16 protein-coding genes are annotated in these 19,570 nt (G+C 66.9%); 9 read left to right on the forward strand and 7 right to left on the reverse strand.

Features of this window, described 5'->3' with window-relative positions; translation table 11 throughout:
* Positions 1–35: 35 nt before the first annotated feature.
* The 5 genes from NF876_RS04005 to NF876_RS04025 form a co-directional block, all read right to left on the reverse strand.
* Positions 36–1,472, reverse strand: a complete 1,437-nt coding sequence (locus NF876_RS04005) for a porin (protein WP_262267555.1) — start codon at positions 1,470–1,472, stop codon at positions 36–38.
* Positions 1,473–1,620: 148 nt separating this feature from the next.
* Positions 1,621–3,189, reverse strand: a complete 1,569-nt coding sequence (locus tag NF876_RS04010; protein WP_262267556.1) for an aspartate:alanine exchanger family transporter — start codon at positions 3,187–3,189, stop codon at positions 1,621–1,623.
* Between the two features lie 9 nt (positions 3,190–3,198).
* Positions 3,199–4,020, reverse strand: a complete 822-nt coding sequence (gene pflA / locus NF876_RS04015; protein WP_262267557.1) for a pyruvate formate-lyase-activating protein — start codon at positions 4,018–4,020, stop codon at positions 3,199–3,201.
* Between the two features lie 11 nt (positions 4,021–4,031).
* The gene (pflB, locus tag NF876_RS04020) at positions 4,032–6,368 is read right to left on the reverse strand and encodes a formate C-acetyltransferase (RefSeq protein ID WP_262267558.1); all 2,337 of its coding nucleotides are present in this window, start codon (positions 6,366–6,368) and stop codon (positions 4,032–4,034) included.
* A 75-nt stretch (positions 6,369–6,443) separates the two neighbouring features.
* A complete protein-coding gene (locus NF876_RS04025; protein ID WP_262267559.1) occupies positions 6,444–8,090 on the reverse strand; it encodes an L-serine ammonia-lyase in 1,647 nt (548 codons plus the stop codon).
* Positions 8,091–8,584: 494 nt separating this feature from the next.
* Here NF876_RS04025 and NF876_RS04030 point away from each other — a divergent pair, with 494 nt between their 5' ends.
* The 9 genes from NF876_RS04030 (at position 8,585) to NF876_RS04070 (ending at position 17,503) form a co-directional block, all read left to right on the forward strand.
* Positions 8,585–9,034, forward strand: a complete 450-nt coding sequence (locus tag NF876_RS04030) for a helix-turn-helix domain-containing protein (protein ID WP_262267560.1) — start codon at positions 8,585–8,587, stop codon at positions 9,032–9,034.
* A gap of 263 nt (positions 9,035–9,297) precedes the next feature.
* Positions 9,298–10,275 (forward strand): phosphate acetyltransferase, encoded by a 978-nt coding sequence (locus tag NF876_RS04035; protein ID WP_262267561.1) that lies wholly within the window; start codon positions 9,298–9,300, stop codon positions 10,273–10,275.
* Positions 10,276–10,278: 3 nt separating this feature from the next.
* Positions 10,279–11,487: an acetate/propionate family kinase gene (locus NF876_RS04040; protein WP_262267562.1), complete on the forward strand. Its 1,209-nt coding sequence runs from the start codon at positions 10,279–10,281 to the stop codon at positions 11,485–11,487.
* Positions 11,488–11,503: 16 nt separating this feature from the next.
* Complete coding sequence (locus NF876_RS04045; RefSeq protein WP_262267563.1) at positions 11,504–12,016, forward strand: hypothetical protein; 513 nt, start codon at positions 11,504–11,506, stop codon at positions 12,014–12,016.
* Between the two features lie 35 nt (positions 12,017–12,051).
* Positions 12,052–14,484, forward strand: coding sequence for a DUF3141 domain-containing protein (locus NF876_RS04050; protein ID WP_262267564.1), 2,433 nt, complete (start codon positions 12,052–12,054; stop codon positions 14,482–14,484).
* A complete protein-coding gene (gene fabI / locus NF876_RS04055; RefSeq protein WP_262267565.1) occupies positions 14,481–15,287 on the forward strand; it encodes an enoyl-ACP reductase FabI in 807 nt (268 codons plus the stop codon). Before NF876_RS04050 ends, fabI begins: the two co-directional genes overlap by 4 nt.
* Positions 15,288–15,424: 137 nt before the next feature.
* On the forward strand, positions 15,425–15,913 hold the full coding sequence (locus NF876_RS04060; protein ID WP_262267566.1) for a hypothetical protein: 489 nt from the start codon (positions 15,425–15,427) through the stop codon (positions 15,911–15,913).
* Entirely contained in the window at positions 15,906–17,141 is a 1,236-nt protein-coding gene (locus NF876_RS04065; protein ID WP_262267567.1) for an HlyD family secretion protein, read from the forward strand. The genes NF876_RS04060 and NF876_RS04065 overlap by 8 nt, the downstream gene beginning before the upstream one ends.
* A gap of 20 nt (positions 17,142–17,161) precedes the next feature.
* Positions 17,162–17,503, forward strand: a complete 342-nt coding sequence (locus tag NF876_RS04070) for a phasin family protein (RefSeq protein WP_262267568.1) — start codon at positions 17,162–17,164, stop codon at positions 17,501–17,503.
* Positions 17,504–17,550: 47 nt separating this feature from the next.
* Here NF876_RS04070 and NF876_RS04075 read toward each other — a convergent pair whose 3' ends face one another.
* Together NF876_RS04075 and NF876_RS04080 are read right to left on the reverse strand one after the other, a co-directional pair.
* Positions 17,551–18,867, reverse strand: a complete 1,317-nt coding sequence (locus tag NF876_RS04075; RefSeq protein WP_262267569.1) for an MFS transporter — start codon at positions 18,865–18,867, stop codon at positions 17,551–17,553.
* A gap of 144 nt (positions 18,868–19,011) precedes the next feature.
* Complete coding sequence (locus NF876_RS04080) at positions 19,012–19,479, reverse strand: hypothetical protein (RefSeq protein ID WP_262267570.1); 468 nt, start codon at positions 19,477–19,479, stop codon at positions 19,012–19,014.
* Positions 19,480–19,570: the final 91 nt, after the last annotated feature.

Below are 19,570 nucleotides of genomic sequence, written 5' to 3' on the forward strand. Positions count from 1 at the left end.
GCCTGTCCTCGCGACAGCTTCTTCCCATCAACCGGTCAGAAGTCGCGCTGAACGCGAATGCGCCCTTCCCAGGTGTCCTCCGACCCGGTCGACCGGAACGTTCCGGTCGGGTCGCCGGACGCCGTGGTCAGCGGAACGGCCACGCGGTCCTGCGGGACGACGCGGATGTAGAGCGCCTCGACGCCGATGAGGAAATCCTTCACAGGCGTCCAGATGACATTGGCCCCCACGCGGTACTCGTCGAAATCAACGAGACCCGTGGTGGTGCCGGCCGTCCCGTTGGCCAGCGTCGCGACCGTCGTGGGCACCGTGTACTGGGCGATGCCCGGGGCATCGAAGCGCATCCAGGAGCCGAACACGTTCGTCTGCCAGGTCGGGCTCCAGTTGTGGTTGAGGCCGCCGGCGATCGCATAGGCCTTGTTGGTCTTGTACTCGCCCGTGAAGATATCCACGAAGGCATCCGTGAAGGGCATCGCCAGGGAGCCGGCGCTGACGAAGCCGTTGCTGATCGCGCTGGTCTGTCCGGTGTTGAGATAGCCGATCGCGCCATCCGTGTAGGTGGCCATCATCCACACGGTATCGCCAACCCCGAGGGCGGGCACGTTGACATAGCCGAGAGCCGCCAGGGCGAACCCATAATCCGTATCCGCATGGGTCGGATTGGGCAGTCCCGTGATCGGGTTGATCACGGGCGTGGTCACGCCGCCGACCGTCGTGAGACCCGCCGCCACGTCGCGGATCTGGTGCAGGGCGCCCGACAGCTGCACTTCGCCCCAGGTGCCCCTGTAGCGGATGTTGGCCACCACATCCGGCACGATCTCGCCCGCATAGGTCGAGGCGATCGGCGCGAAGACCGGGACGGTCGCACCGGCGCCGAACAGCGGGAAATCGAGCTCGTTGTTGATGCTGCGCTCGGTTCCGTCCTCGAGCGACAGGGTGGCCGAGAGGCCGTTGCCGAAGGAGAACGTGTAGGCCAGAAGGTTCACCTCGGCGTTCGCCGGATCGTCGAAGCGCAGATCGCCGAAGTTCGGGGCCGGCAGGTCCGGGCTCGTGAAGAACGACACCGCCCGACCGGCGGTCAGGCCGCCGAACTGGACGAAGGCCTGCTTCACGATGGCGCTGTCGCCGCCATAGACGCCGGTGTTGTGGGTCAGCTCGAAGCGGATGTAGGTGCGCAGCATGCCGTAGGCGGTGGCGGTGCGGGCATCGAGGTTGATGCGGCCGCGGCCGCGAAACCCGATGGAATCGTCCTCCCGGTCGGTCGGCTCGAAATAGGCGTATTCGGCGCGCACGCGGCCGCCGACGCGCAGGCAGGTCTCGGTGCCCGGTATGGAGAAGAAGCCGTTGCCGTGCGTCGAGCAGATCCGCACGTACTCGACGGGAGCCGCGCTCTTGGCCGGCAGGTCGGCGGCCTGTGCTCCGCCGGACATGATCGCCGCAGTTCCAAGCAACAGGGTTCGCACAGACGCCATGATACAAGCTCCAAGACTACGCCCAGCCGTGTGATGAAGGATTGTGCAGACGGGCGCGGAACGGTCAAGCAGACCCGGACGGGCTCGCCCAGGGCGGCGCGCAAATCCGGCTTGGTGTTGCCGGCCCGCATCATGCGGGGCGCTCGGATCAGCTCAGCAGCACCTGGACGGCGATGATCTTGACGATGGTCATGCTCGGGAAGCAGATCGCGTAGCCGAGATCCGTCCGCTCCGTCGGCGCAAGGCGTCCCGCCGCGACCAGGATGGCGGGATTGCCCGTCGATCCCGCGCACACGCCGAGCAGGTCATCGAAAGGAATGCCCAGGAGGTAGCCCGCCACCAGGGTGATCAGCACCAGGGTGAGAAGGACGGCAGCGCCGCCGAGCAGGATCTGGATGCCGCTGGAGGCAACGGTCTGGACGAAAGGAGTGCCCGCCCCGATGGCGACCGCACCGATGAATATCGAGAGACCGAGGTTGCGCAGGACGAGATTGGCGACGACCGGGATCCGCCAGCCCAGCGGGCCGGTTCGGCCGAGCCAGCCGAGGACCAGCGCCATGACCAGGGGACCGCCCGCGACGCCGAGGCTGAAGGTGCCGCCACCCGGCAGCGGCACGGGAATCATGCCGAGCAGGAGGCCGAGCGCGATGCCGACGCCGATCGACACGAAGGACAGTTCGGCGTTGCCCTTGATGCTGTCGCCGAAGTGACGCTGGAGATCCGCCTTCCGGTTCGACGGGACCGCCGCCACCAGGAGGTCGCCGAACTCGAGCGTCAGGTCGGACGACGCCATGATGTCGGCGTCGCCCCGGCGGACATGCGAGATGACCACGGGAAAATCCGGAAGCGGGATCTCGTGGACGCCTTTGCCCACGAAGGCCGGCTTCGACACATAGACCCGCGCCACGTCGTAGTTGGCCCGGTCACGGCTGATGCGCCCGGGCTCCTCGTGTCCCATGGCCGCCTTCGCCCGCTCGATGCTGGCCGGGTTGCCGACCAGAAGCAATCCGTCGCCTTCGTGCAGTCTCGTTCCGGCGACCGGCGGCGCATTCACGTGATGCTGTCGGACCGCCACGATCTTCAGGTCCGATGGGAGGGTTGCGGAGACCTCCTCGACCGTCCGATCCTCGCATGTGGACTCGAGGGTCAGCTCGGCCACCCGGACGCTCTGGGACGGGGCCTTGAACGTGGGTTTGACCCAGGCGGCCATGACGGTCATCAGGATGATCGGGCCGACGACGCCGAAGGGATAGGAAACCGAGTAGCCGATGGCGGGATCCTGGTTGCCCGCCGCCGCCAGGGCGGCCTGCAGGGTCGGCGTGCTGGTGCCGGAGCCGGCGAACAATCCGGCGGCCGTTCCCATCGAGATGCCGAGGGGGCCTGCCAGCGCCATGGCCATCAGGAGCGAGGCGACCACGGATACGGTCGCGAGGGCAATGTACTTGAGGCCGGGGCCTTTCAGGCTCGAGAAGAACTGGGGACCGAACTGAATGCCGACGCCGTAGACGAACATGACGAGGCCGAGCGTGCCGACCAGTCCGGGAGGCGCCGCCTTCGGGGCGATCGCCCCGATGATCAGACCGGTGAACAGCACCGCGCCGGCCCCGAAGGAGACGCCGGCGAACGAGATCTGTCCGAGCGCGTAGCCGGCCGCAATGGCGAGGAACAGCGCCAGCAGGGGCGAGGCCTCGAGCAGGGTGCGAACGAGATCGAGCATCGTGTCCTCTCATCTTGCGCGACAGCCCGCATCCCGGAATTGGCCTAGGACCCGTTCCACCAGCGCGGGCGACGGGGAGGGCGTGTCGGACAGCTCGTAGGTCAGGCCCATGGCCTTCCACTTGAACGCGCCCATCTGGTGGAACGGGAGGACCTCGACCCACTCGACGTTCTTCATCGGCGCGACGAAGCGGGCGATGCCCTCGACATTGGCGGGATCGTCGGTCAGACCGGGAACGAGCACGAACCGGACCCAGACCGGCTTGCCGAGGGCCGCCAGCCGCTCCGCAAACTGCAAGGTCGGCCTGACGTCCTGGCCCACGGCGCGGCGATAGGTCTGCGGGTCCCAGGACTTGATGTCGAGCAGCACGAGATCGACCTGGCGCAGGTACGCGTCGTCGGCCCGCGCGCCGAGGAAACCCGACGTGTCGAGGGCCGTGTGCAGGCCCATCCCCTTGGCGGCCGCGAAGAGCCGCTGGGTGAAGTGGAGTTGAACCAGCGGCTCGCCGCCCGAGATCGTCAGGCCTCCGTCCATGGCGCGCAGCGGCGCGGCATAGGCCTGAAGCGCGGTCCTGGCGCGCTCGAACGACACCTGCGTCCCGTCCTTGAGATGCCACGTGTCCGGATTGTGGCAATAGAGACAGCGCAGCAGGCAGCCGCTCATGAACACCACGACCCGGATTCCAGGCCCGTCGAGGGTGGACCCGGTCTCGTAGGAATGGATCCACCCGAATTCGCCCCTGGGATCGTTGAAGCCTTCCGTCTCCGGCGCATCCGGAGATCGTGCCTGCTGCAGGTCGTAGCGACTATGGGCCCAGGGCTCGTCGGCCATGGCGTCAAGCCTCACTCACCGTGGAAGGTCCGGCTGATCACGTCCATCTGCTGCTCCCGGGTGAGACGCACGAAGTTGACCGCGTAGCCGGACACCCGAATGGTCAGTTGCGGGTACTTGTCGGGATGCTCCATGGCGTCGAGCAGGGTGTCGCGGTTGAGGACGTTGAGGTTCATGTGGAACCCGCCCTGACCGCAATAGGTGTCGAGCACCTTCACGGCCTGCTTGATCTTCTCGCCCTGGTCGAGACGGTTGAGGCTCGGCGTGATGGACACCGTGTAGCTGATGCCGTCCTGCGCATCCGCATAGGGGAGTTTCGCCACCGACAGGCAGGAGGCCAGCCAGCCGTGGCTGTCGCGGCCGTGCATCGGATTGGCGCCCGGGGCGAACGGCTCGCCGGCCTTGCGGCCATCCGGCGTATTGCCGGTATGCCGGCCGTAGACGACATTGCTCGTGATCGTCAGCACCGACTGGGTGTGAACCGCGTTGCGGTAGGTCGGATGCTTGCGGATCTTCTTCATGAAGGCGGAAACGAGATCGGCCGCGATGGCGTCGACGCGGTCGTCGTTGTTGCCGTATTGCGGATAGGCGCCGGTGATCTCGTAGTCGACGATCAGGCCGTCCTCGCGCCGGACGGGCCTGACCTCGGCATGCTTGATCGCCGACAGGCTGTCGGCCACCACCGACAGGCCGGCGATGCCGAAGGCCATCGTGCGCAGGATCTGCTGGTCGTGCAGCGCCATTTCCAGGCGCTCGTAATAGTACTTGTCATGCATGTAGTGGATGCAGTTCATGGCATGGACATAGGTCCGCGCCAGCCATTCCATCATGCCGTCGAACTTCGCCATGACGTCGTCGTAGTCCAGGACGTCGCCGGTCACGGGCGTCGATGCCGGGCCGATCTGTTCGCCGCTGACCTCGTCCCGCCCGCCGTTGATGGCGTAGAGCAGGCACTTGGCGAGGTTCACCCGCGCCCCGAAGAACTGCATCTGGTTGCCGATGCGCATGGCCGAGACGCAGCAGGCGATGCCGTAATCGTCTCCCCAATAGGGGCGCATGAGATCGTCGTTCTCGTACTGGATCGACGAGGTCTCGGCCGAAACCTTGATGCAGTAGCGCTTGAAGCCGTCGGGCAACTGCTTCGACCAGAGCACGGTCATGTTGGGCTCCGGCGCCGGACCGAGATTCGTCAGGGTATGCAGCATGCGGAAGCTGGTCCGGGTGACCAGGGGACGGCCGTTGAGGTCCATGCCGCCGACGCATTCGGTGGCCCAGTACGGGTCGCCCGAGAACAGGGCGTCGTAATCGGGCGTGCGCAGGAAGCGGACGATGCGCAGCTTCTGGACGAGCTGGTCGATGAGTTCCTGGGCGCCCGCTTCATCGAGGGCGCCGCTCTTCAGGTCGCGTTCGATGTAGATGTCGAGGAAGGACGAGATGCGGCCGATGGACATGGCCGCGCCATTGGCCTCCTTGATGGCGCCGAGATAGCCGAAATACGTCCATTGCACAGCCTCGCGGGCATCGGCCGCGGGCCGCGTGACGTCGCAGCCGTAGCCCTTCGCCATGGCTGCGAGATCGGCCAGGGCCCGCATCTGCTCCGCCAGCTCCTCGCGGTCGCGGATGACGTCGTCGGTCGGCCACTTGGCGTCGAGAAGCGCCCGCTCGCCACGCTTGGCCGCCAGCAGTTTGTCGGTGCCGTAGAGAGCGACCCGGCGATAGTCGCCGATGATCCGGCCGCGGCCATAGGCATCGGGCAGGCCGGTGATGATGTGGCTGCGGCGGCAGGCCATGATCTCCGGCGTATAGGCATCGAAGACGCCGTCGTTGTGGGTCTTGCGGTACTTGGTGAAGGTCTCGTGCACGATGGGATCCGGCTCGAAGCCGGCCGCCTTCAGTCCGGCTTCGACCATGCGCAGGCCGCCATAGGGCATGATGGCGCGTTTGAACGGCGCGTCGGTCTGCAGGCCGACGACGACCTCGTTGTCGCGGTCGATATAGCCCGGCGCGTGAGCCGTCATCGAGGATGGGGTCTTGGCATCGACGTCGATGACGCCCTTGCGGATCTCCTCCTGGAAGTATGGTTGCAGCTTCGCCCAGACGGCCTTCGTCCGTTCGCTGGGACCGGACAGGAAAGTCTCGTTACCATCATAGGGCGTGACGTTGCGCTGGATGAAGTCGCGGACATCGACGGTGGTCTGCCAGCGCCCGGGCGCGAAGCCGGCCCACCCGTGCACCGAAGCCGCGTCGTCCGGAGAGGCGCCGCCCCGGCCCCGTGGGGCTTGCGGCTCTCCGACGGGGTGCTTCAGCGTATCGGCGGATCCTTGCGCAGCAACAGCTTCATCGGCCATGACGGTCTCCTTCCACGATGCCTATGGCGGCATCGTTCGGTACGCTCACGCGGCTCGCACGCGCCGCCGGGCGCCTCAGCAGAGCACCAGGTTCTGGGCGAGGCCGGCCTCGCTCGTTTCCTTGTACTTCGGGTTCATGTCCTTGGCGGTGTCGGACAGCGTCTTGATCGTCGTGTCGAGATCGACCCGGTGCCGGCTCGCGATCTCGTTGGTGGCGATCATGGCGGCCGCCCAGGCCTTCACCGCCCCGAAGGCGCAGCGTTCGATGCAAGGGACCTGCACATAGCCCGCGACGGGGTCGCACGTCATGCCGAGGTGATGCTCGAGGGCCGACTCGGCGGCATTCTCGATCACCCGCGGCGGCTGGTTCAGGACCTGCGTGATCAGCGCGGCGGCCATCGCGGACGCGACGCCGATCTCGGCCTGGCAGCCGCCTTCCGCGGCGGCCAGCGTGGCGTTGTGCTTGCACAGGTAGCCGACCGCCAGGCCGGCCAGAAGACCTTGGCGGATCTTGTCCATCGGCACCGCCCGGCCGCTCTGCGTCAGCGCATAGACGATGGCCGGCATCACGCCCGCCGACCCGCCGGTCGGCGCCGTGATGACCAGATGGCCGCGGGCATTCTCCTCGGACGCCGCCAGGGCGAAGGCCGAGACCAGACCGATGGCCCTGTCGCTCATGTAGGTGTCGTCCATCGCCCGCTCGTAGACCGTGGCGGCCTTGGAGTGGAGCTTGATCGGCCCGGGCAGAACGTCGTCCTTGTAGGACAGGCCGGTCTTCACCGTGGCGATCATCGCGTTGGCGATCTTGTCCAGGAAGGCGTTGATCTCTTCCTCGTTCCTGCCGGACACGGCGATCTCGTTCGCCATCATGACGTCGGCGACCGAGAGGTCGTTGGCCTCCGCGTGCTGCCGCAGCTCCTTCATGGTCGCATAGGGGTATTTCGGCGCCCCCTTCTTGGGCGGCTCGTAGCCCTTCCACTCGATGAAGCCGCCGCCGACCGAATAGTACTCCTGCTCGTACAGGACCTTGTCGCCGGCCATGAGGCGGGCCGTCATGGTGTTCGGGTGCGGGAAGTCGCCCTTGGTCGCATCATAGACGATGTCGGCGAGCGACAGGTTGAACGTCTTGTTCCCGACCTTCACGGGATAGGTCTGGTCGGGCTTGGCGATCATCTCGTCGAGGAAGCGCGGGTCGACCGTCGCCGGCTCCTTGCCCACCAGGCCGGCGAGGGCGGCGCGCTCGGTGCCATGGCCCTTGCCCGTGGCGCTCAGGCTGCCGAAGAGATGGACCTTGAGGCCGGTGGCCTGCGAGAGCTGGTCCGCGGGGAGCTTCGCGACGCGCTGGTAGAAGTCGTAGGTGATCCGCATCGGCCCGATGGTATGGGAGCTCGAAGGACCGGGGCCGACCTTGTAGAACTCGTCCGCCACCGTCATGACCGGCCCCTTCGACGACTTGACGACGTCGAGATCCGGTGACAGTGCCGAACTCATCTTGAGGCCGGCGTCGCCGCCAGCCGCTTCCCGCTTGGCCTGCTGCGCGGCGGCTTCCGTCGCGGCCTGCTGGGCTCGGGCCTCGGGCGCCCAGGTGGTGCCGGTCATCACGGCCGCGGCGCCGATCGCGGCATGGCGGACGAAGAAGGTCCGGCGGTCGATGCCCGCGGGAGGGCTGACGGGTTCGGACGGTGTGGAAAGCAGCTCGTCGTCCTGGCTGGAGCGAGTCATGGCGCGTCCTCCTGTTCGGAATTTGGAGGCGCCACGGGCCTGCGGGCGTCTCCGCTTCCGTTCTTGCCGGAAGGATATCCTTCCCTTGAGCATGATCTTAGGATGCCCGGGCGGCGGTGCTTGACCGAAAGGGACATTCGCTTGACACTTTGAGAAGTGCAATGCCCGATCGACGGGACAGGCCGGACTTCAGTCAAGCTGGAGTCTCGATCATGCGGCGGCCGAACCGACGCGCGTGCGGGCAGGTGCCCCGGCTTGAAGCGGGATGCCGCCGTCGCGGACGGCCTGCGGCATAAACTGTCAAGAGATTGTCCAGACCGGTCAAGCATCCCGCTCCCCTTGGCCTAGAATGCTTCCGCGTCGTCGACCCGGCAGGGCGGAACGCGGCCATTCCCGTAACGTAGCGTCCAAGAATGCCCAGATGGGATCTCGCCCGTGCTCTGTGGATTGCGCGCGGCGCTGAACGGTGCAGGAAAGGGGAAGGAGCGATGGAGATGTCGTTCACCCGCCGGGCGGACGAAGCGCCCTCGGCCTCTGGACTCGACTCCCTGACCGACGATCTTCGCCGGGTGCTTCGGATCGAACTGTTCCGGGACACCTGCTCCGCGGTGAGCGTCGCCCGTCTCTTTTCCATGCATCGGCGCACCTTGAGCCGGCACCTGCGCAATCAGGGCCTCGCCTTCCGGCAGGTGGCGAACGAGATCCGCTTCGAGATCGCCTGCGATCTTCTTGAAAATACCGACATGCCGCTGAGCCAGATCGCGGCAGTCTTGAGATACTCCGAACTGAGCGCGTTCACGCGCGCCTTCCGGCGCTGGTCGGGACACACGCCTTCGGCATGGCGCAGCGATCACCCAGGTCTTCGCAAAGCGCCCCGGATCCACAAGCGGCGCCACCGGGATTCCGGCGTTCCTTCGAGCCGCCGCACGGGCGATCCCACCTGACATGGCCGTACGTGACGGCCGGTCATTTCGGGACCGCAGTCCAAAACTGTCAACACGATGGCCCAACAGGTCAAGCAGCCGGGAATGGAGCCGCCATACTCACACCTCCGGCAACCTGAGGCGACCGTCTAGCGCATCGTGCGGACCCGGAGGGCCGCGTCATCCGATGCGCCGGTCAAGAGAGGGAACCTCGGATGAATCCCAAAAGTGGTGTCCACTTTTCACGTCCGAGGCTCTAGCGGGAGCAGAGCGCGGAGGCCAGCATGACGGTTGCGGTTCAATCCCAAGACATGTCCCAGGATCGGCGGCGGCACGACAAGTACGACCGGCTGGTGGCGGTCGCCCAGTCCCTTCCGAAGCTGAAGGTCGCGGTGGCGCACCCCTGCGATGCGGCCTCCCTGGGGGCCGTGTTCGAGGCGACGGATCTCGGCCTCATCGAGCCGATCCTCGTCGGGCCTCAGGCCAGGATCACGGCCACCGCGGCGGCGCTCGGCAAGGACGTGTCCGCGATGCGCATCGTCGATGCCCAGCACAGTCACGCCGCCGCAGAAGCGGCCGTCGACCTTGTGAGATCCGGGCAGGCTGAAGCCCTGATGAAGGGCAGCCTGCATACGGACGAGCTCATGGGCGCCATCGTGCGTCGCGAAGGGGGCCTGCGCACCGCCCGCCGGATCAGCCACTGCTTCGTCATGGACGTTCCGACCCATGAGACCGCGCTGATCATCACCGACGCCGCGGTGAACATCGCCCCGACCCTGGAGGACAAGGTTCACATCGTGCAGAACGCCATCGACCTCGCCCGGGCCCTCCGGGTCGATCCCGTGCGCGTCGCGATCCTGTCGGCCATGGAGACCGTGAACCCGAAGGTGCCCTCCACCATCGAGGCCGCGGCGTTGTGCAAGATGGCTGACCGCGGGCAGATCACCGGCGGCATTCTCGACGGGCCGCTCGCCCTCGATAACGCCATCGACCTCGGCGCGGCCAAGATCAAGAAGATCGAGTCGCCCGTCGCAGGGCAGGCCAACGTCCTCGTGGTGCCGGATCTCGAGGCGGGCAACATGCTGGCCAAGAGTCTGTCCTTCCTGGCCGACGCCGATGCGGCCGGCATCGTGCTCGGCGCCCGCGTGCCGGTCATCCTCACCAGCCGGGCGGACTCGACGATCACCCGACTGGCGTCCTGCGCGGTCGCTTCGCTGGTCGCGGACGCGCAGCGCGCAAAGCTCGCCATCCCGGAGGTCTGAGCCATGATCCCCGTCCTCATCGTCCTCAATGCGGGATCCTCGAGCCTCAAGTTCCAGGTCTTCGACATGGTGGACGAAGCAGAGCCGAGGCTGGTCTGGAAGGGCCTCTATGAGGGGCTCGGGGGATCGGCACACTTCGTCGTCAAGGACACGGACGGGACAGCCCTCGACGAGATGACCTGGAGTTCCGGCGACCGGATCGGGCACGAGGAGGCCCTGATGCATCTCGTGTCGTGGCTGCGCTCCCACCAGGAGGGACGAAAGCTTGCCGCCATCGGACACCGGGTGGTGCATGGCGGGCAGTCCTTCTCCGCTCCGGTGCAGGTCGACGATTCCGTCATCGAGTCGCTCGAGGCTCTGGTGCCGCTGGCTCCGCTGCACCAGCCCCACAATCTGGAGCCGATCCGGATCGTTCGCCGCCGGCTGCCCGGATTGCCGCAGGTTGCCTGCTTCGACACGGCCTTCCACCAGACCCAGTCCGACATCGCGAGCCTGTTCGCCCTGCCGCGGGAGATGCGCGACCTCGGGGTGCGGCGCTACGGCTTCCACGGATTGTCCTACGACTACATCGCGTCCATCCTCGGTGATTACGATCCACGTATTGCCGGCGGAAAGGTGGTCGTCGCCCATCTCGGCAACGGGGCGAGCCTGTGCGCGCTCAAGGGCGGGGTCAGCATCGCGACCACCATGGGGTTCTCCGCGCTCGACGGCCTGCCGATGGGCACCCGCTGCGGCGCCATCGATGCGGGCGTCGTCTTTTTCATGCTCCGCGAGATGAAGCTATCCCCTGAGGACGCGGAGCGCATGCTCTACACCAAGTCCGGCCTCCTCGGGGTGTCCGGCATTTCGAACGACATGCGGGTTCTTCGCTCCAGGGCTGCAGGCGATCCGGCTGCCAGGCGCGCCATCGACCTTTTCGTCTATCGCATCACCCGCGAGATCGGATCGCTCGTGGCGGCGCTCGGCGGCATCGACGGGCTCGTCTTCACGGCCGGCATCGGCGAAAACGACGTGGCGACCCGCGCCGAGGTGATCGCCGGCCTGTCCTGGGCTGGGTTCAGCCTTCACGAGGCGGCCAACAGGGCCGGGGGCCCCCAGATCACATTCGGCACCGGGCCGGCCGCGTGGGTCATTCCCACCAACGAGGAACTGGTGATCGCACGGCAGACGGCTCGCGTGCTCGGCGCGACCCGGGAGCAGCTTGCATCATGAACAGGGAGATTGAGTCATGGAAACGCTGAAAACCAAGCCGGACGACGGCAAGACCCAGGACCAGCTTGGGGACGAGACGTTCATGTCGGCCGCGGACCTGCGCAACTACATGACCGAGATGAAGATGGCGAAGGCGTCAAAGTCCATGGACGGCATGGATCGGGCCGAGAAGGCGCGCCAGGATCTGATCAAACGGATGTCCGAGCCGCTGGAACTGACGACCGAGCAGTTGAGGGACATCCTCGTGCCGCTGAAGGCGAAGCTGCGCGCTGCGGCTGAGCGCGGCCAGACGGAACTGATGGTCATGCGGTTCCCCAATGCCCTGTGCTCGGACCATGGGCGGGCGATCAACAACGGCGATCCCGCCTGGCCCGAAACGCTCACCGGGCGGCCGCGCCAGGCCTATGAGCTCTGGCGCGACCAGCTCCGCGACGCCGGTTTCAAGCTGAGCGCGTTGATCATCGATTGGCCGGGCGGAATGCCGGGCGATGTCGGCTTCTTCCTCAAATGGGGCGAAACCAAGCGGTGACATCCGCCTGAGACCCTCTCGTACGGACGGCGATGATGCGAACAGGAAAACAGCAGGTCGAACCCCGGACCGGGCGTGATGACGATCCGGCCCCGGCGCGTGTGGAGACGATCGCCCGGGCACAGGCCACGGTCGCCCAGGTCTACCTCGAGCGGTGCGCGAACGCATGGCGGCACTACCTCGACGCCCTGGCGGTCGCCGGCGAACCCTTGCGGCAAGGTACGGCCCGTGCGGCGACACCTCTGGACGTCTGGCGCGATGCCGGCTCCTATTGGCTCGACTTCACGCAGCGCTCCATCCTGTTCTGGGATACCCTGCGCCAGCGCGGCAACAACTGGCTCGAGCACGAGAAGGCCGGCAAGCCGCCGCTCCTCGACTTCGAGTGGGAGATGATCGCCGATGCCAGGACGTTCGAGCGGCCCGTCAACTACGCCCTCGTGCGCATCGTCCCGCCGGACGGCGTCACCACGGACCCGGAGCGCCGCCCCTTCGTCATCATCGATCCCCGGGCCGGCCATGGGCCGGGGATCGGCGGCTTCAAGCAGGACTCGCAGGTCGGCGTGGCGCTCAAGGCGGGCCATCCGGTCTACTTCGTGATCTTCTTTCCCGAACCGATGCCGGGGCAGACCCTCGCGGACGTGTCCCGCGCCGAGGCCGAGTTCCTCCGCATGGTCGGCGAGCGCCATCCCAAGACCCGCAGGCCGGTGGTGATCGGCAACTGCCAGGGTGGATGGGCCTCCATGCTGGTCGGGGCATTGGAGCCCGATCTGGTCGGCCCGATCGTGATCAACGGGGCGCCGATGTCCTATTGGGCCGGCAATGACGGCGAGAACCCGATGCGCTATGCCGGCGGAATGCTCGGAGGCACCTGGCCCGCGCTGTTGGCCAGCGATCTCGGAGCAGGTCAGTTCGACGGGGCCCATCTGGTCGAGAACTTCGAGTATCTCAACCCGGCCAACACCTACTTCGACAAGTACTACACCCTCTTCTCCAAGATCGACACCGAGCCGGAGCGCTTCCTGGAGTTCGAGCGCTGGTGGGGCGGGTTCTTCCTGATGGGTCGGGACGAGATCAGGTGGATCGTCGAGAACCTGTTCGTCGGCAACAACCTCGCCGACGGAGACGCCGAGTGGTCCGAGGGACGGGCATTCGATCTGCGGGCGATCCAGTCGCCGATCATCGTCTTCGCGTCCCTCGGCGACAACATCACGCCGCCGCAACAGGCCTTCAACTGGGTCGCCGACCTCTATCCGACGACGGAGGCCCTCAAGGCGAACGGGCAGGTCATCGTGGGCCTGATGCACAAGAGCGTCGGCCATCTGGGCATCTTCGTCTCCGGCGCGGTGGCCAAGCGCGAGCACACCCAGATCGTCGACCTGATCGAGTACATCGAGCATCTGCCGCCCGGCCTCTACGGCATGCAGGTCGAGGAGCAGAAGGTGGACGGGAGCGTGCGCTACGACGTGCTGCTCACCGAGCGTCGGGTCGAGGACCTTCAGGTCCTGCAAAAATACGGCCGCAAGGACGAGATGCCGTTCCAGGCCGTCGAAGCAACCTCCGAGATGCTCGCGTCGACCTACGAAACCGTCGTCCATCCCGCCGTATCCGCCGTGGTGACGCCCACGGGAGCGGCCGTCAGGCGGGCGCTGCACCCGCAACGGGCGCAACGCTGGGCGGTGTCGGACCTCAATCCCTTCCTGTGGCCCCTCAAGGGCATGGCCGACATGGCCAGGGCGAACCGGGCCCCACGGGACAACGAAGGGCCGATGGCAAACATGGAGCGCTGGACGGCCGCCACGACCTCCGCCTCCTGGGACCTCTATCGCGACCTGCGCGACGCCACCGTGGAGAACACCTTCTTCCGGACCTATGGGCCGGCCGGAATCGGCATGGCGGCCGAAGAACCGGCGGGCGCCCCGGAAGCGCGGGCCGTCGATGTCCGGGATACCCGTTCGGTCAAGGAGGCCCTGTCCCGCATCGCGGAGGGCGACCGGACGCGGGCCTTCGTCCGCACGGCGCTCCTGCTGATGAAGGCCGGTACAGGCCGTCGCAGGCTCTCGGCCATGAAGCGGGCCCGCGAGCTCGTCGGCAAGGACATCGGACTTGTCGACATGCCGGCGGAAGCGGCTCGCGGGATCATCCGGGAGCAGTCCTACATCGTCGATTACGAGCCGGCGAAGGCACTCTCGGCGCTGCCGAAGCTTCTGCGAACCTCCGAGGACCGGCGTGGTCTGCTCGACCTGCTCGACCGGGTCGAAGGCCGGATCGAAGCCAACGGGGAGCAGACCGCCTTGCTGGCCGAGATCAGGCGACTGCTCGCCGCGGACGAGGCCGGAAGCGGAGACAAGCGTGAGCCGATCACGGTGAAACTGATGAAGGACCGGACCGGCGGCCGTCCGGAGGCAATGACGCGGACCAGGGGCCACCGTGAGACCCGCGACACCAGACGTGCGAGACCAAGGACATGAACGATCATCCGGCCGAACTGCCTCCGGGCGCGCTTCAGTCGAACATCCTGCACGGCAAGCGGGCGCTCGTCATCGGCATCGCCAACGAGCACTCGATCGCCTATGGCTGCGCCCGTGTGTTCCGCCAGCTCGGGGCGGACCTTGCGATCACCTATCTCAACGAGAAGGCCCGACCCTACGTCGAGCCCCTTGCGAAGGAGCTCGGCGCGCCGATCTTCGCGCCCTGCGACGTGGGGCGCGACGGCGAGCTCGAAGCCGTGTTCGGGCGGATCGGGGAGACCTGGGGCAGCCTCGACATCGCCCTCCATTCCATTGCGTTCGCTCCGAAGGACGATCTCCAGGGCCGTCTTCTGGACAGCTCCGGCGAAGGCTTCAAGGTGGCGATGGACATCTCCTGCCACTCCTTCATCCGTATGGCCCGCCTGGCGGAGCCGTTGATGAAGGAAGGCGGCACGCTGCTCGCGATGAGCTATCACGGCGCCAACAAGGTGGTCCCGAACTACAACCTGATGGGGCCGGTGAAAGCCGCGCTGGAGAGCGCGGTGCGCTATCTCGCGTTCGAGCTGGGCGACAGGCACATCCGGGTGCATGCCGTGTCTCCCGGTCCCTTGAAAACCCGCGCGGCCTCCGGACTGAAGGACTTCGACGTGCTTCTCACCGAGGCCATCGAGCGGGCGCCCATCGGCGAGCTGGTCGACATCGACGACGTCGGCCTGACCGCCGCTTACCTGACCACACCCTTCGCGCGACGGCTGACGGGGACCACCACCTATGTCGACGGCGGCCTCAGCATCATGGCGTGATCGGACCGCCCTGGGACCGAGGGGCGACAAAGGGAGTTGCCGATGATGACGTTCGATGTCCCGTTGCCCAAGCCGCCGGCCGCCCCCGGGCCGGCCGTCCTCGGGCCCGGAGCCTGGATGATCTTGGGAGAGCCTTCATGGCCGCGTCGCTGAATCTGCATCCTGCCGCCCCACAGCACTTGCCGATGTTCATCGCCGCGCCGGGCGAGACCGATGTCCTGATGGTCGTGGTGGCGGTGTTCCTGGTGCTCGCGGTGCTGGCTGTCGGCCTGCTGTTCCTGCGACTGCACACCTTGCCCGAGCGTATGGCGCACAGGTCGCACAAGCTCCAATTCGAGATCGTGGCCGTGCTCGGGCTGCTCGCCCTGTTCACCCATGTGCACCTGTTCTGGGTGGCGGGTCTCCTGCTTGCCCTGATCGACCTTCCGGATTTCGGCAATCCGCTTCGCCGGATCGCCGGATCGCTTGAAAGGATCGCCGGCCTGAAGCCCGGCGAGGGTGCCGGCGAGGCGCCGGATGAGATGGGCGAGAGCGCCACCACGGCGGAAGCGGCCGGCAGTGACCCGGTTCAAGTGCCGAAGACCATCGCCTTGTCCCGGACCCCGAAGGAGCGGACCCATGCTTGAGCTTCTTCTCTGCTCCCTGCTGACGATCCTGCCGGATTATCTCTACCGCCGCTACGGCCAGGGCAAGCGCCTCGGCAAGGAGATCACGCTCTTCTCCGTGTGGTTCGAACTGCGCTGGGGCATCATCACATGCCTGATGCTCACCATCGGGCTGATCACGGTGATCTTCTACAATCATCCGTCGACCACGAACGCCACGGCGTTCTTCCGCACCATCCCGATCCTGCCCGAGACCAACGGGCGCGTTGCCGAGATCTTCGTCGACGGCGTGAGCGGCGCGGTCAGACAAGGCGCGCCGATCTTCCGGCTCGACAATTCGAAGCAGGAGGCGGCGGCGGAGACCGCGCGCCGCAAGATCGCCCAGGTCGATGCCGAACTGGTGGCGGCGCGGACCGATGTCGCGGCGGCGGAAGGCAGGATCGTCGAGGCGAGGAGCGCCTATCAACAGGCGGTCGACGAGCTGGAGACGAAGCAGGAGATCTACCGCCGCAATCCAGGCGCCGTTGCCACGCGCGACATCGAGCGTCTCCAGGTCACCGTGCAGGGGCGCCAGGGCACCATCGACGCCGCCACGGCGGCCAGGGAACAGGCCGAGACGCGGATCTCGACCCTGCTTCCCGCCGAGAAGGCCAGCGCCGAAGCCGAGCTGGCTCAGGCCCAGGTGGAGCTGGACAAGACCGTGGTGCGGGCGGGCGTGAACGGGCAGGTGGAGCAGTTCACCCTGCGCGTGGGCGACGTCGTCAACCCGTTGATGCGTCCTGCCGGCGTCCTGATTCCGGAAGGGGCCGGGCGCGGGCGCCTGCAGGCCGGGTTCGGTCAGATCGAGGCCCAGGTCATGAAGGTCGGCATGGTGGCGGAAGCGACCTGCGCGTCGAAGCCCTGGACGGTCATCCCGATGGTCGTGACGGGCGTGCAGGACTTCATCGCGGCCGGCCAGATCCGCAGCGGCGAGCAGTTGCTCGACGCGCAGCAGGTGGTCCGGCCGGGCACGATCCTGGTCTTTCTCGAGCCGCTCTACGCGGATGGGTTCGATGGCGTGACGCCGGGCAGCAGCTGCATCGCCAACGCCTATACGAGCAACCACGACCTGATCGCCTCGGGGCAGGTCGGCACCCTGAAGGGGCTCGCCCTTCACGGGGTGGATGCCGTCGGTCTCGTGCACGCGATGATCCTGCGCATCCAGGCGCTGGTGTTTCCGATCCAGACCCTGGTGCTCGGCGGGCATTGATGCCAAACGGAGGACAAAACATGGCCACCATGCCGAAGATGTCAGCCACGTCCGAGATGCGGCGCGGCAGCGATGCACTGACGATGGCCGGGGACGGCGGCCAGGCCCTGGCGAAGTCCGCCGAGACGTGGATCGCCGTCGCGGCCGAATGCCATCGCGAGATGATCGAATTCGTCTCGATGCGGCTCGGAAAGGACGGCGAGGCCGCCCGGGACATGCTGGGCTGCAAGAGCCCGACGGACGCCACGGCGATTCAGACCCGCTGGATCGAGGAGACCCTGCGCGACTACGGATCCGAGATGACCCGCCTGATGGCGCTGTGCACCAGGGCCATGAACGAGGGAGGCCGCTCCGGACGGTGAGGGACTTTCGCAGGAGCTCTCGACACCGGCAGGGCTGCCGGCCCGTCTCAGGCTGAAGACCGCTCCATCCGAAGCGACGAGGCGTCCCGAGCCCGGTCGGCCTCCGGGTCGATCAGGACGAACCCGGCAGAGGCGCCGACGACGGCGAGAAGGCCTGCAAGCAGGAGTGCGTTGCGGGTTCCCTCGGGCGTTCCGGCACCGGCATCGACCACCAGCCCCATGAAAGTCGGGGCGAGAGGACCCGCCAGCGTCGTGACGGCGTTGACCATGCCGAGGGTAGCTCCGCGCTGCGCGACCGGTGTGACCTCGGCGACCAGGACGGGGCCGAGCACGAACATCACGTTGCAGAGAGAGAACGCCACCACCGTACAGACGATCACGAGCAGCGAGCCGGTGGCGAGCGACATCAGGATCACCATCAGGCCCGCCGCGAGGACCGCCGCGCATCCCATCCATCCGCCTGCGATCCGGCTCGAAACGCCCCGCTGCTTGAGGTTGTCGGAAAGGCCGGATACGCCGGGCAGCAGAACGATCTGGCCGAGAGAAACCAGCATCATGATCCAACCGGCCTGGATCGGCGTGTAGCCGAAGGCCTGGTGCAGGAAGGCCGGCAGCCAGACGATCGCTATCGTGAGAAGCCAATAGGCGCTGAAGCCGACGATCTCGACCCCGACCACCGTTCGGCATCCGAGCAGGCGGCGGTATGGCATCGGCTTCTCGGATTCGGCGGTGCTGCCCGCGACACGGCCCTTGTCGACAAGGGGGCCCTCGCGGGCGACCATCAGCCAGGCGCCGCACCAGACGAGGCCGAGCACACCGAGCAGCCCGAAGGCAGCCTGCCACGACCAGGCGGCAATGATGGTGACGATCACCGGCGCCACGATCCCGTTACCCGCCAGGGCTCCGACAGCTATCACGCTCGTCGGCAACGCCCGGTGCTCACTCGGGAACCACTTGTAAGCGGCATGCACCGCCACCGGGTAGGCGGGGCCTTCGCCGAGGCCAAGGAGCACCCGGTTGGCCACCAAGGCCGCGACGGTGGCCGGCAGCAGCAGCGGCAACTGGCACAGGGACCAGATCAGCGCAAGACCGGCCAGCACCCACGTGGTGTCGATCCGGTTCACCAGGAAGCCGCCGATCACAGCGCTCAGCGAGAAGAAGGTGAAGAAGCTCGCGGCAATCAGACCGAACTCGGTATGGCTCAGCCCCAGGTCCCGCATGATCGGGACAGCGGCCAGACCGAGAACCGCTCTGTCGGCGAAGTTGACGAGCATGAGCAGGCAAAGCATGCCCACGACGATCCAGCGCCGGGCTGGAGCCGCCGCCCCATCCGGGGACACGGCTCGTGGGCTCACCTCCGTCATCCCCCGATGCCCTCCTCACTGCGAGGGAGCCGCGGCGACCGGTTCATCCGGGCCGAGCCGTGACAGGCCGTGCCCGTGCCCCGCGATACGGAGGCACGGGCGGCTTCACGACGTGCGGACGCCATCGTCCAGAGCACGACATCCTCAATAGTATCGGCGGTAGGCCACTCGGGGCCCCAGGTAGCGCGGACCGTAGTAACCGCGATAGGCGCCATAGGAGCGGGGACCGTAATAGACCCGGCGCGGATAGACCCGCGGGCCGTAATAGGCCGGGCGAGGATAGTAGGCCGGGCCGTAGTAGACCGGCCTGGGATAGTAGTAGGCGGGACGGGGGTAATAGTAGCCTGGCCACGGGGCGTAGGCAGGATAGCCATAGCCGTAGGCCGGATAGCCGTACCCATACCCGTAGGCAGGGGCCGTGGCGGCCGCGGTGATCAGTCCACCGAGGATCGCTCCGCCGACCAGTCCGGCCGCAACGGCGCCGCCGCCCCAGCCCGACCGATAGTACCCACCATAGCCCCAGCCCGGCCCGCGCCAATATTGTGCGTCGGCCGTCCCGACACTGCCCGTCAGGATCAACGCGGCCGTGGCGAGTGTTGCAAGTTTCTTCATGGCAGCCTCCAAGGGCTCGATGTCCGCTCCGGTTCTCTCGAGCCTCGGTCCCCAAAGTGGAAACCACATTCGGGTACGAGGCGCCTTATAA

Source organism: Microvirga yunnanensis, from assembly GCF_025460875.1.